Annotated in this window: 13 protein-coding genes and 1 pseudogene; 9 read left to right on the top strand and 5 right to left on the bottom strand. The window is 73.8% G+C overall.

What is annotated here, in order from left to right:
• Positions 1-31: 31 nt before the first annotated feature.
• Complete coding sequence (mtlA, locus tag AL2_RS32870) at positions 32-1,210, bottom strand: mannitol-specific PTS transporter subunit IIC (protein ID WP_067640626.1); 1,179 nt, start codon at positions 1,208-1,210, stop codon at positions 32-34.
• A gap of 40 nt (positions 1,211-1,250) precedes the next feature.
• Complete coding sequence (pfkB, locus tag AL2_RS32865) at positions 1,251-2,189, bottom strand: 1-phosphofructokinase (protein ID WP_067640624.1); 939 nt, start codon at positions 2,187-2,189, stop codon at positions 1,251-1,253.
• Positions 2,190-2,459: 270 nt separating this feature from the next.
• Here pfkB and AL2_RS38840 point away from each other — a divergent pair, with 270 nt between their 5' ends.
• The 4 genes and pseudogenes from AL2_RS38840 (at position 2,460) to AL2_RS32855 (ending at position 4,497) form a co-directional block, all read left to right on the top strand.
• A complete protein-coding gene (locus AL2_RS38840) occupies positions 2,460-3,008 on the top strand; it encodes a helix-turn-helix domain-containing protein (RefSeq protein WP_210748119.1) in 549 nt (182 codons plus the stop codon).
• The gene (locus AL2_RS38835) at positions 2,902-3,174 is read left to right on the top strand and encodes a transposase (RefSeq protein WP_245667096.1); all 273 of its coding nucleotides are present in this window, start codon (positions 2,902-2,904) and stop codon (positions 3,172-3,174) included. The genes AL2_RS38840 and AL2_RS38835 overlap by 107 nt, the downstream gene beginning before the upstream one ends.
• A pseudogene (locus AL2_RS38830) lies at positions 3,140-3,379 on the top strand (zinc ribbon domain-containing protein); the annotation flags it as partial. The gene AL2_RS38835 and the pseudogene AL2_RS38830, both read left to right, overlap by 35 nt.
• 182 nt (positions 3,380-3,561) lie before the next feature.
• Positions 3,562-4,497 (top strand): AraC family transcriptional regulator, encoded by a 936-nt coding sequence (locus AL2_RS32855; protein WP_067640622.1) that lies wholly within the window; start codon positions 3,562-3,564, stop codon positions 4,495-4,497.
• Here the strand turns inward: AL2_RS32855 and AL2_RS32850 are convergent.
• Complete coding sequence (locus AL2_RS32850) at positions 4,494-5,609, bottom strand: carbohydrate kinase family protein (protein ID WP_245667095.1); 1,116 nt, start codon at positions 5,607-5,609, stop codon at positions 4,494-4,496. The genes AL2_RS32855 and AL2_RS32850 overlap by 4 nt on opposite strands.
• Before the next feature lie 254 nt (positions 5,610-5,863).
• Here AL2_RS32850 and AL2_RS32845 point away from each other — a divergent pair, with 254 nt between their 5' ends.
• Both AL2_RS32845 and AL2_RS32840 read left to right on the top strand, forming a co-directional pair.
• The gene (locus tag AL2_RS32845; RefSeq protein ID WP_067640620.1) at positions 5,864-6,085 is read left to right on the top strand and encodes a phosphoheptose isomerase family protein; all 222 of its coding nucleotides are present in this window, start codon (positions 5,864-5,866) and stop codon (positions 6,083-6,085) included.
• A 97-nt stretch (positions 6,086-6,182) separates the two neighbouring features.
• Positions 6,183-6,437, top strand: coding sequence for an EF-hand domain-containing protein (locus AL2_RS32840; protein ID WP_067640618.1), 255 nt, complete (start codon positions 6,183-6,185; stop codon positions 6,435-6,437).
• 46 nt (positions 6,438-6,483) lie between these two features.
• Here AL2_RS32840 and pgi read toward each other — a convergent pair whose 3' ends face one another.
• Positions 6,484-8,130, bottom strand: coding sequence for a glucose-6-phosphate isomerase (pgi, locus tag AL2_RS32835; protein WP_157438518.1), 1,647 nt, complete (start codon positions 8,128-8,130; stop codon positions 6,484-6,486).
• 204 nt (positions 8,131-8,334) lie between these two features.
• On the opposite strand from pgi, the gene AL2_RS32830 reads away from it, so the two are divergent.
• The 3 genes from AL2_RS32830 (at position 8,335) to AL2_RS32820 (ending at position 11,715) form a co-directional block, all read left to right on the top strand.
• A complete protein-coding gene (locus AL2_RS32830; RefSeq protein ID WP_067640616.1) occupies positions 8,335-9,132 on the top strand; it encodes an acyl-CoA thioesterase in 798 nt (265 codons plus the stop codon).
• A 113-nt stretch (positions 9,133-9,245) separates the two neighbouring features.
• Positions 9,246-10,265: a lactonase family protein gene (locus AL2_RS32825; RefSeq protein WP_067640614.1), complete on the top strand. Its 1,020-nt coding sequence runs from the start codon at positions 9,246-9,248 to the stop codon at positions 10,263-10,265.
• 70 nt (positions 10,266-10,335) lie between these two features.
• Positions 10,336-11,715: an NADP-dependent succinic semialdehyde dehydrogenase gene (locus AL2_RS32820; protein WP_067640612.1), complete on the top strand. Its 1,380-nt coding sequence runs from the start codon at positions 10,336-10,338 to the stop codon at positions 11,713-11,715.
• A 4-nt stretch (positions 11,716-11,719) separates the two neighbouring features.
• On the opposite strand, the gene AL2_RS32815 is transcribed toward AL2_RS32820, so the two are convergent.
• Positions 11,720-12,697 (bottom strand): ornithine cyclodeaminase family protein, encoded by a 978-nt coding sequence (locus AL2_RS32815; RefSeq protein ID WP_067640610.1) that lies wholly within the window; start codon positions 12,695-12,697, stop codon positions 11,720-11,722.
• Positions 12,698-12,768 lie beyond the last annotated feature (71 nt).

Below are 12,768 nucleotides of genomic sequence, written 5' to 3'. Positions count from 1 at the left end.
GACGGGGTGGCGGCTCAGAGCCCGTCATGGTTCAGGAAGCGGTCGTCTCCCTGGCGGTGCCGCCGGCCGCCTTCTTCGCGGCCGCCTTGTTCGCGGCCGTCCTCTCCTCGGCCTCCTTCAGTTCGTCCTCGGCCCCGGACTCCTCGTCCTCGGGCTCGGCGAGCCTGCCGAAGCCGAGCAGCGCCGCGCCGGTGCCGAAGGACACCGCCGCGGAGGCGAAGACGCCGGCGTAGACGCCGATCCAGTTGCCCACGCCGCGCGGCGTCTGCGCGAGGTAGGCGAAGATGCTGCCGGGGGACGGGGTGGCCACGAGCCCGGCGCCGGTCGCGACGAAGATCGCCACGCCGGTCATCCCGCCCGCGATCGCGGCGAGGATCATGCGCGGCTTCATCAGGATGTACGGGAAGTAGATCTCGTGGATGCCGCCGAAGAAGTGGATGATGGTGGCAGCCGGGACGCTCGGGCGCAGCCGCCGCGGCCCGAAGAACCAGTAGGCGAGCAGGACGCCGAGGCCGGGTCCGGGGTTGGACTCCAGCATGAACAGCACCGACTTGCCGTGCTCGGCGGCCTGCTGGATGCCGAGCGGGCCGAGGACCCCGTGGTTGACGGCGTTGTTCAGGAAGAGCACCTTCGCGGGCTCGATGAGCAGCGAGGTGAGCGGCAGCACGTCGTGGTCGACGAGCCAGCTCACCCCGTTGCCGGCCCAGTCGGAGAAGGTGTTCATGACCGGGCCGATCACCAGGTTGCCGGCGACCGCCATGGTGCCGCCGATGATCCCGGCGGAGAAGTTGTCCACCAGCATCTCGAACCCGGTCCGGACCCGGTCCTGGACGAGGCCGTCGAACAGCTTGAGCAGGTACGCGGCGAGCGGGCCGACCAGCATCGCGCCGAGGAACATCGGCACGTCCGCGCCGACCACGATGCCGACGGTCGCGACGGCGCCGACCACCGCGCCGCGCTGGCCGTGCACCATCCGGCCGCCGGTGTAGCCGATCAGCAGCGGCAGCAGGTACTTGATCATCGGGTCGACCAGCTCGCCCAGCCGCTCGTTGGGCAGCCAGCCGGTGGGGATGAACAGCGCGGTGATCAGGCCCCAGGCGATGAACGCGCCGATGTTCGGCATCACCATTCCGGCCATCTTGCCGCCGATGCGCTGGACGTTCGCCCGGAACCCGCTCCCTGTGGGCTCCGGGGTGTACGTGGTGGCCATCTCGGCCTCCTGTCGATCGGGGGGTGGGTACTGCCAGTCGTCAGGTGAGGAGCGGCCGGGTGAGGTCCGGCCGGGGGTGGATGCGGACGATGTCGCGCCGGACGTCGGCCGCGCCCGGCATCCGGCTCGCGGGCATCCGCACGGCCGCGGCGCCCCAGGCCAGCGCCTCGGTGAGCGCGCGGGCCCCGCGGGCGCCGGCGGCGAGGAACCCGGCCAGCAGGGCGTCGCCCGCGCCGACCGTGCTGCGCGGGCCGGTGACGGGCGCCTCCCCGGCGAGGACGCCGTCGTCGTCGACGAGCACCGCGCCCTCCGCGCCCAGGCTGACCAGGACGGCGCGGGCTCCCCGCGCCCGCAGCTCCCCGGCGGCCGCGACGACGTCGGCGATGGTGCCGACCGGCCCGCCGACGGCCTCGGCGAGCTCCTCCCGGTTCGGCTTGATCAGGTCGGGCCCGGCGGCGACGGCGGCGCGCAGCGCCGGGCCGCTGGAGTCGACCGCCACGCGGATGCCGTCGGGCGCGAACCGGCGGCACAGCGCGGCGTAGGTGTCGTCCGGGACGCCGGGCGGGAGGCTGCCGCAGCCGACCACCCAGCTCGCCCCGCCGGCCTCGGCCGCCACCACGGCGCCGATCTCGTCCAGCTCCGCGGCCGACAGCGGCCCGCCCGGCTCGTTGAGCTTGGTGTCGACGCCGCCGGGTTCGACGATCGTCACGTTCGAGCGGGTGCGTCCCGCGACGCGGACGGCGCGGACCCGCATGGCCTCGGCGGTCAGCAGCCGGTGCAGCTGGTCGCCGTCGGCGCCGCCGACCGCCACCACCGCGGTGGACGCGACCCCGTTGGCGAGGAGCGCCCGGGACACGTTGACGCCCTTGCCGCCCGGGTCCAGCCGCGCCGACCGGGCCCGGATGACCGCGCCGCGGGTCAGCACGTCCACCTCGATCGTGCGGTCGAGGCTCGGATTGAGCGTCACCGTGACGATCATGCGCCCGTCGTTCCCCGGAGCATGTGGCTTCCCTTCCGTTTGATTTTGTTTCCCTTGTATTTAGGCCCGTTTGTCGTCGTCGTCAAGGGCTACCGACGAGTTTTCGCAGGAGAAACCGCAACCACGTCCCAAAGTCCGCTGTGGGCATGTGGGAACCGGGCGCGCGACCGTGGGAGGCATCCGGTGGGGGAGGGGAAGCCGGCAACGGGTTCATCGGATACCTACAGCGTGGAGACCCCGTCCTTGAGGGCGGGGAGGAAACGCGGCACGGTGCGGCACTTCGGCCTCCTGGTTTCGTCGGTCGGGGTTTTGTCGGTGGTGGTCGGTAGGTTGCGAGGCGTGTCGCGGTACCGGTTGTGTCCGGCCCCTGCCCAGGAGGCGGGGCTGCTGGAGCATTGCTCGCACGCCCGGTACGTCTGGAACCTGGCCGTTGAACAGCACGCCTGGTGGACGCCGCGGCGCGGCCCGGCGCCGGGGTATGGCGCGCAGGCCCGCCAGCTCACCGAGGCCCGCGCCGCCAACCCGTGGCTGGCGGCGGGTTCGCAGACGGTGCAGCAGCAGGCGCTCAGGGACTTCGCGCAGGCGATGGCGAACTTCTTCGCCGGTACGCACCGCCGCCCCACCTGGCGTAAGGCCGGGGTGCATGAGGGGTTCCGGATCGTGGGGGCCCGCGGCCGTGCCTGGGAGGTGCGGCGGTTGTCGCGCCGCACGGGTGAGGTGCGGGTGCCGCCGGTTGCTGCGCCGCCTGGCCCGCGCGGACCGGGGATCCAACCGCCGTGCCCGCGTCAAGGCCGCCATAGCCCGGCTCAAGGCGCGTGAGGCCGACCGCCGCAGGGACTGGGTGGAGAAGACCTCGACGGATCTGGCGCGCCGGTTCGACGTCATCGCCGTCGAGGACTTGAACATACGGGGCATGACCCGCTCCGCCAAAGGCACCAGGACGGGTCGTCCGGGTCGACCCGGCGTACACGTCGCAGACCTGTAAGGCGTGCGGGCACCGCGCCCGGGACAACCGCGAGAGCCAAGCGGTGTTCCGGTGCGTGGCCTGCGGGCACCGGGCCAACGCCGACGTCAACGCCGCCCGCAACATCAAAGACACCGCCGTGGGACGCACGGTGGCCGCGCGGGGAGGCACGCCATCGGGCGGGCCGATGAACCGCGAACCTCAACCCGCTCTCCTCTCCATATAGGGGACGGGTTGGAATCTCTCGCCTTCAGGCAGGGGAGGACGTCAACGTCGCTCCATTCCGTTGCAGATACCGCCGGCCGGAGCCACCGCCGTGTTCGTCATGCCCTTGAGTCAACAGGGCGGCGGTTTCAGCGACCATCGTCGAGAAGCTCGCCTCCATACGCGAGCGTCTACGCTTGCCCCATGGACGCTCTCGCCGACCTCCTCGACGGGCCTCGCGCCCGGGGGGCGTTCATGCTCCGCTCGACCCTCGCCCCGCCCTGGTCGATCCGCATCCAGGACGAGGCGCCGCTCACGCTGCTCTCCATGGTCAGGGACGACGCGTGGCTCATCCCCGACGACGATGAGCCGCAGCGCGCCGGCCCCGGCGACATGGTCGTCTTCCGGGGGCCCGACCCGTACACGGTCAGCGACCACCCGGCGACCGAGCCGCAGATCGTCATCCATCCCGGGCAGCGCTGCACCACCCCGGACGGGACGAGCCTGTCGGAGGCGATGGACCTCGGCGTCCGCGCCTGGGGCAACGACCCCACCGGGACGGCGGTCATGCTGATCGGCACCTACCAGATGCGCGGCGCCGTGACCCAGCGGCTGCTGTCCGCGCTGCCGCCGATCGCGATCGTCCGCGGCGACACCTGGAAGTCGCCGCTCGTCGACGTGCTCGGCGAGGAGATCGGCAAGGACGAGCCCGGCCAGGACGTCGTCCTCGACCGGCTCCTCGACCTGCTGCTCATCGCGACGCTGCGCGCCTGGTTCTCCCGCCCCGGCGCCGAGGCCCCCGGCTGGTACCGCGCCCACGGCGACGCCGTCGCCGGCCCGGCGCTGCGGCTCCTGCACGCCGGCCTTGCGCGTCCGTGGACGGTCGCGGACCTGGCCGCGGAGGTCGGGGTGTCCCGCGCCGCGCTCGCACAGCGGTTCACGACGCTGATCGGCGAGCCGCCCATGGCGTACCTGACCGGCATCCGCCTCGCCCAAGCCGCCGACATGCTGCGCGAGAGCGACGCGACGCTGGACGCCATCGCGCGCCGGGTCGGCTACGGCAGCGCGTTCGCACTGAGCACCGCGTTCAAGCGCGAGTACGGCGCCAGCCCGCAGGAGTACCGCGCCGGCTCGCGCTAGTGCTGCTTGCGCAGCGTGGGCTCGGCTCGGACGGGCGAGTCGTCCGCCGTGTCCGGGATGAACGGGACGACGAACGCGTACTCCGCCAGCACCGCCTCGGAGACCTCCGCCGACTCGCCGAACGCGGCGATCTCGCCCCAGCACGGCGAGCCCAGCGAGCCGCTGCGGTGCCGCACCGACAACCCGGCGCACAGGTTCGCGAACCGGAGCCGCTCGGCGAGCGGCAGCCCGGCGAGCGTGCCGAACACGAACCCGGCGGCGAACACGTCGCCCGCGCCCGTCGGGTCGAGCGCCTCCACCGGCAGGGCGCCGACCTCGGCCCGCTCCCCCGTCCGCGCGTCGATCGCGATGGCGCCGTCCCCGCCGCGCTTCACCACGACCACCGGAACCCGCTCGGCGAGCGCCTCGGCAGCGTCCGCCGGGGTGCCGGTCCGGGTGTAGGCCATCGCCTCGCCGGCGTTCGGCAGGAACACGTCCACGTGCGCGAGCCGGTCGAGGACCTCGGCCGGCCAGGCGCCGGTCTGGTCCCAGCCGAGGTCGCCGAACACCAGCGCTCCGCGCGCGCGCATCCCGGCCGCCCACGGCGGCACCGGGCGGTCGACGTCCACGAAGCACGCCCGCGCGTCCGGCGGCGCCGCCCCCAGGTCGTCCAGCGGGGGCGGGACGGGCTTGGCGAACGTCACCATGCTGCGGTCGGAGTCGTAGGCCATCGACACGGTGACGGGCGTCGACCAGCCGCGCACCCGCCGCGACAGCCCGAGGTCGACGCCCTCCTGCTCGGCGAGGGTCCGCCACAGGTAGGCGCCGAACATGTCGTCGCCGAACGGCGCCGCCAGCCCGACCCGCAGGCCCAGCCGGCTCATCGCGACCGCGATGTTGGCGACGCCGCCGGGCGCCGAGCCGAGCCCGTCGGTGACGATCTCGGTGCCGGGCGGCGGCAGCCCCGGCAGCCCGGTGAAGATCATGTCCATGAAGACCTGGCCGGACAGGAACACGTCCAGCCGCGGGCCGTCCCCGCCGCCGCGCAGCCGCTCCCCCGCCGGCTCCCGCTCCGCGCAGGGGTCGGTGAGGGACGGCTCGGGCGCCCGTCCCGTCGCGGTCTGCTGAGTCACGAGGCCCCCCGTGGCGAGGCATGGGCAAGATCTCCCGGACCCTAGCCCCCACCTCGGACGTTCTTTATCTAGGAACGTACAACCGGATGTCGTCCGTCCACCCACCCGGGCCTCGTCTTCTTGGAGTTCTCCGCTCCAGGTACGGAGGAGATTCCCGGGCGCGACCCGGCTGGCGGCGGCGGTCGGGTTCGGACATCCTGGCAACGGCCCGGCCGACCCGCTGCCGGCCTGGCCCGCGCGTCCCGCCGGGCGACGTGCTGCATCCGGCGGCGGAGCCGCGCACCGCGGCGGCCTCCACGATCCTCGCCGCGTACGCGTGGTCGCGGGTGCTGGCCGGCCTGGACGACCTCGCGGCGGAGCGCGGAGCGGACCCGCCGCGCTGGACGAGCGCGAACGTCCCCGGCGGCGACGCGGCGAACGCCGCGCTGCTCACGCGCTACCGGCACCGCGTCCCCGAGCTGACCGGGGATGACTAGCCCGGAACATGGGCTCTTCCTGCGGCGTTTCGCATATGGCCCTCTTCGCTCGCTATGACATGATGCGTGGCTACCATCGGACAGAACGAGGAGCGAGATGACGACACGACCGACCGGGGACGACCTTCTCGCGCTGTTCACGCAGGCGGACCTCGGCGGCGACCAGAAGCTCGACCTGATGGAGTTCACGCTCGTCCTGGACGAGCTCGGGCTCTCCTGGACCCGCGCCGAGACGCAGGACAGGTTCGAGCGCGCGGACAGCAACCTCGACGGGTTCATCTCCTACGAGGAGTTCCGCGCGATCATGGAGTCCCAGGGCTGGGCCGGGCCGATGCCGGCCGCCGGCGCCTGACGGGCGGCCGGGCCCGCCGGCGCGGCCGGCGGGCCTTCGCCGGGGGTCAGACCCGCCGGCCGCGCAGCTCCCGGTACCGGCGGACGAGCGCGGCGGTGGACGCGTCGGACGCCTGCGCCGGCGGCTCCCCGGACGTGAGCGCGGGCACGAGGTCCATCGCCATGACCTTGCCGAGCTCGACGCCCCACTGGTCGAAGGAGTCGATCCCCCAGATCGTCCCCTCGACGAACACGATGTGCTCGTAGAGGGCGACGAGGGAGCCGAGGGTCTTCGGGGTCAGCTTCGGCACCAGGATCGTGCTGGTCGGCCGGTTGCCCGGCATGACCTTGTGCGGGACGATCCCCGCGGGCGTGCCCTCGGCGGCGATCTCCTCGGCGGTCTTGCCGAACGCGAGCGCCGACGTCTGCGCGAGCATGTTCGCGGTGAGCAGGTCGTGCATGCCCGCCGGCCCTTCGGCGGCGGGCTCCTCGAACGGCTCGGCGAAGCCGATGAAGTCGGCCGGGACGAGCCGGGTGCCCTGGTGCAGCAGCTGGTAGAAGGCGTGCTGGCCGTTGGTGCCGGGCTCGCCCCAGAAGATCGCGCCGGTCTGGGCGACGACGGGCGCGCCGTCGGCCCGCACCGACTTGCCGTTGGACTCCATGGTGAGCTGCTGGAGGTAGGCGGGGAAGCGGGACAGCCGCTGGCTGTAGGGCAGCACGGCGCGGGTCTGCGCGCCGAAGAAGTCGGTGTACCAGACGCCGAGCAGGCCCATGATCACGGGCATGTTCGCCTCGAACGGCGCGGCGCGGAAGTGCTCGTCGATCTCCCGGAACCCGGCGAGCATCTCGCGGAACGCCTCGCCGCCGATCGCGATCATCAGGGAGAGGCCGATGGCGCCGTCGAAGGAGTAGCGTCCGCCGACCCAGTCCCAGAAGCCGAACATGTTGGCGGTGTCGATGCCGAACTCGGCGACGCGCTCGGCGTTGGTGGACACCGCGACGAAGTGCCGCGAGACGGCCTTGCCGTCGCCGAGCCGCTCGACCAGCCACTGCCGCGCGGCCTTGGCGTTGGTGAGGGTCTCCAGCGTCCCGAACGTCTTGGAGCTGATCACGAAGAGGGTCTGCTCGGGGTCGAGCCCGGCGAGCTTCCCCACGATGTCGGCGGGGTCGATGTTGGAGACGAACCGGCACGAGATGCCCGCGTCGGCGAAGTCGCGGAGGGCCTCGTAGGCCATGGCGGGGCCGAGGTCGGAGCCGCCGATGCCGATGTTGACGACGGTGGTGATGCGCTTGCCGGTGAAGCCCGTCCACTCCCCCGAGCGGACGCGTCCGGCGAAGTCGGCCATCTTGTCCAGGACGGCGTGCACGTCGCCGGCGACGTCCTGGCCGTCCACGGTGAGGGCCTCGCCGGGCGGGAGCCGCAGCGCGGTGTGCAGGACGGCGCGGTCCTCGCTGACGTTGATGTGCTCCCCGGTGAACATCGCCTCGATCCGGGCTCGCAGCCCGGACCGTTCGGCGAGCGCCGCGAGGAGCGTCATCGTCTCGCTCGTGGCGCGGTGCTTGGAGTAGTCCAGGTGGAGGTCCCCCGCGGTGGCGGTCATGCGGCCGGCGCGCCCCGGATCGTCGGCGAACAGCTCGCGCAGGTGCCGCCCGGCGAGCGCGGCGTGGTGCTCGGCCAGCGCGGACCATTCGGGCGACTCGGTGATATCAGCCATTGCCTCTCTCATCTCCTCGCGGGGCGGCCGCCGAAATCCCCCGGACGCCGCCCCCACGGCGATCATAGGTAGACCGCGCGTGACCGTATCAGGGTCGTCCCCCGCCGCGCAGGAGACCGCGCACGAGGCCGCCCCGGATGGCCGCGCCCGTCCCGCCGCCCAGTAATGTCGCGGCCACGGCGCCGGTGGCAGGAGGGTTCCCCGATGAGTGACGGCATCACGCGGATGTTCGACCTGTCCCCGCTCGGCGAGGACTCCTTCCTGGCGACCTCGCCGTCGGTGGGGCGGCCGAGGCTGTTCGGCGGGCAGGTCGCCGGGCAGAGCCTGCGCGCGGCGTGCCTGACCGCCGGCGGGCGCCCGCCGCACTCCCTGCACGCCTACTTCATCCGCCCGGGGACGCCGGACGAGCCGCTGGCGTTCGACGTGGCCCGCACCCGCGACGGCCGCTCGTTCTCGACCCGGCACGTCACCGCGAGCCAGGGCGGCAAGCCGATCCTGGAGCTGATCGCGTCGTTCCACGACCCGGAGGACGGCTTCGACTGGCAGGCCGCCCCGCCCTCGGGCGTGCCGGGCCCGGAGGGGCTGAGCGAGCCGGTGCTCCCGTCGTTCTTCAAGCACCCGCTCGGCTTCGACATCCGGATGGTGAACCCGCCCGGCGACGACGGGTTCCCGATGACGCACCCGTTCTGGATCCGGGCGTCCGCGCCGGTCGGCGACGACCCCGCGCTGCACGCCTGCCTCGTCACCTACCTGTCGGACATGGCCGTGGTCAGCAGCGCCCGCGCGCCGGGCTCGCCGAGGCGCCTCGCCACCGCCGTCACCCTGGACCACGCCATGTGGTTCCACCGCCCGCCGCGCGTCGACCAGTGGCTCCTGTACTCGGTGGACCCGGTCACCAACCACGGCGCCCGCGGCCTGGCCCGCGGAACGCTCCACACGGCGGACGGCACCCTCCTGGTCTCGGTCGCCCAAGAGGCCCTGCTGCGCCCGGCAGCGGAGTAACGTCCCCGGCCGGCCGGGGACACGGCGGCCGCCGTGGCGAAGGATCTTGCGCACCGCCGGAGCTAGGCTCGGCTCCGGCCGTTCAGTGCGGCGGATCACGATCGGGGGACCGGGTGGGCGAGCGGGCGTTCTGGGTGGGCACGTACACCGGCGAGGCCGGGGGCGGCGCGGGGATCTACCGGGTGGCGCGGCGCGCCGACGGGGCCCTGGACGCGCCGGAACTCGCGGCCGAGGCGGTGTCCCCGTCCTATCTGGCCGGCCATCCCGGGAAGGACGTCGTCTACGCGGTCCGGGAGGAGGACGAGGGCGGCGTCGCGGCCTACGGGGCGCACGGCGCGCGGCTGCGGGAGATCGGGCGGCGGGCGGCGGGGGCGCTCCCGTGCCACCTGTCCGTGACCCCGGACGGCGCGCACCTGGTCGCCGCCGACTACGGGTGCGGGACGGTCCGGGCCTACGCCCTCGACCCGGACGGCGGGTTCGCCGGAGAGGCCGGCGCGGTCGAAGGGCACGGCACCGGCCCGCGTGCCGGCCGGCAGGAGGGCCCGCACGCCCACATGACCGCGCACGCCCCGGACGGGACCGTGCTGACCACCGACCTCGGCGCCGACCTCGTCCGCTCCTTCCGGATCGAGAACGGCGCGCTGCGGCTCGCCGGGGAGACGCCCCTGCCGGCCGGGTACGGGCCTCGGCACCTGGTGGTCCACCCGAGCGGGCACGTGCTCGTCCTGGCGGAGCTGGCCGCCGCGGTCCTCGTCCTGCGCCCGCTGGGCGGCCACGCGGCGCTGGAGGTCGTGGCGGAGTCGCCCGCGACGGCCGGGCCCGCGGGCGGCGGGGCCCTGGGCGCGGCGATCAAGCTCGGGGACGGCGGCCGCCACGTCTACACCTCGATGCGCGGCGCGGACGTCGTGACGGCCCACCGGGTGCTGGACGGCGGCGCGGCGCTCAGGCCGGTCGCCGACGTCCCCGCGGGCGGGCACTGGCCGCGCGACCTGCACGTGGACGGCGCGTGGATGCACGTCGCGAACGAGCGGAGCGACACGATCACGACGTTCCGCATCGGCGCGGACGGCGTCCCGGCGCCGGTCGGACAGCCTCTGAGCGTCCCGGCACCGGTGTGCGTGATCCCCGCCTGACCGGCGTTTCCTGCGGGGGCTCCCGGGCACGTCCCGGTCAATAGGCCGGACAATCAGGGAGCATCCCGACATGACGACGATCGCCACGACCAATCCCGCGACCGGGGAGATCGAGAAGACCTTCGACGCGCTGACCGATGAGGAGGTCGACCGGCGCATAGCGCGCGCCGCGGAGACCTTCGCCTCGTACCGGAACAGCCGGCTGGAGCAGCGCGCCGAGTGGATGAACGCGGCGGCGGACATCCTCGACCGGGAGGCCGAGCAGATCGGCGCCATGCTGACCGCGGAGATGGGCAAGACGCTGAAGGCCGCCGTGGCGGAGGCGCAGAAGTGCGCGAAGGCGTGCCGGTTCTACGCGGAGCACGCCGCGGAGTTCCTCGCCGACCGGCGACCCGCCGAACCGGGGGACGTGGGGGCGTCCGACGCCTACGTCCGCTACGAGCCGCTCGGGCCGGTGCTGGCGGTCATGCCGTGGAACTTCCCGCTCTGGCAGGTGATCAGGTTCGCGGCGCCGGGCCTGATGGCGGGAAACGTGGGGCTGCTGAAGCACTCCTCGAACGTCCCGCAGACGGCGCTGTTCCTGGAGGACCTGTTCCGCCGCGCCGGGTTCCCCGAGGGCGCGTTCCAGACGCTGCTGATCGGCTCGGCCGAGGTCGAGCGGGTGCTGCGCGACCCGCGGGTGAAGGCCGCGACGCTGACCGGCAGCGAGCCCGCCGGGCGGTCGGTCGCGGCGATCGCCGGGGACGAGATCAAGCCGACCGTGCTGGAGCTCGGCGGCAGCGACCCGTTCGTGGTGATGCCGTCCGCCGACATCGAGGCGGCGGCGCGGACGGCGGCGGAGTCGCGGTGCCTCAACAACGGGCAGAGCTGCATCTCGGCGAAGCGGTTCATCGTCGACATCGGCTGCGCCGACGAGTTCGAGCGGCTGTTCGTGGCGGCCATGCGCGCGCAGAAGGTCGGCGACCCGATGGACGACTCCACCGACGTCGGCCCGCTCGTCAGCGAGGAGGGCCGCGCCGAGGTGGAGGCGCTGGTCGCGGACGCGGTCGGGAAGGGCGCGACAGTGCTGTGCGGCGGGGAGCGCCCGGACGGGCCGGGCTGGTTCTACCCGCCGACCGTGCTCTCCGGGGTGACGCCCGAGATGCGCATGTACCACGAGGAGGTCTTCGGGCCGGTCGCGTCGCTGTTCCGGGTCCGCGGGGTGTCGGAGGCGGTCGACGTCGCGAACGCGACGGGGTTCGGGCTGGGCTCCAACGCCTGGACGCGGGACGACACCGAGCGGGAGCGGCTGGTCCGCGAGCTCGACGCCGGGCAGGTCTTCATCAACGGCAAGACGACCTCGTATCCGGAGCTGCCGTTCGGCGGGGTGAAGCGGTCCGGCTACGGCCGCGAGCTGTCGGCGGACGGCCTGCGCGCGTTCTGCAACGCCAAGACCGTGTGGGTCGGCTGACCCCTTACAGCTCCACGTGCCGGCCGACGCCGGCCTCGCGGGCGCGTTCGACGATGACGGACGCGGCGGCCGTGTCCTGCACGCCGATGCCGACGCTGTTGTAGAAGACGATGTCGCCGGGATCGTCCCGGCCGGCGGCCAGGCCCGCGACGACGGGGCCGAGCGGCCGGACGTCCTCCGGGCTCAGGTGCCCGGCGCGGACGGCGGCCACGACGGGGCCGGCGTGTTCGAGGGCGGTGGGCACGTGGTCCACGACGACGGCGGCGGCGCGGGTCAGGACCTCGTCGTCGACCTCCGACCGGTCCGGGGCGAACGAGCCGACGCTCAGCACCGTGCAGCCGGGGGCGAGCCATGATCCGAGGACGACCGGTTCGGCGCTGGTGGTGGCGGTGACGATGATCTGCGCGCCCTCGACCGCCGCGCGGGCGGACGGCGCCCGCTCGACCGGCGTCCCCAGCTCGTCCGACAGCTCGGCGGCGACGGGGCAGGTGTCCGGGTGGCGGCACGCCACGGCGACCCGGCCGATCGGGCGGACCGCGGCCATCGCCCGGACGTGCGCGCGGCCCTGCACGCCGCAGCCGACCACCGCGAGCCGGGACGCGTCCGGCGCTGCGAGATGGTCGGCGGCCACCGCGCTCGCCGCCGAGGTGCGCAGCGTCGTGACCGCCTCCCCCTCGATGATCGCGACGGGCCGCCCGTCGACCGGGTCCTGGACGGTCACGAGCGCGGCCACGGTCGGCAGCCCGCGCGCAGCGTTGCCGGGGTTGACGCTGCCGAACTTGGCGACCGCGCCGGTGCCGGGCAGCCGGGACACGTAGCAGAACGCGACGTCGCCGTCCGGGCCGTCCAGCAGCAGCCGGGGCGCGAGCCGCGCCTCCCTGCGGCCGAGCGCGCCGAACGCGGCCCGCTGCGAGGCGATCGCCGCCGGAAGGTCGAACACCGCGCGCACGTCGGCGGCGGAAAGCAGCAGGACATCGGCCATGAGGTGATCATCGCGAGCCCGCGGCGGCACTGTCGAGGGCCGGAGGGCAAGCGGTTCTTACCGATCACTAC

Origin of the sequence: Actinomadura latina NBRC 106108, assembly GCF_001552195.1 — a bacterium.
GTDB classification, from domain to species: Bacteria; Actinomycetota; Actinomycetes; order Streptosporangiales; family Streptosporangiaceae; genus Spirillospora; species Spirillospora latina.
Note: the sequence above shows the minus strand (reverse complement) of the source record. Positions and strands in the feature narration are given on the sequence as shown.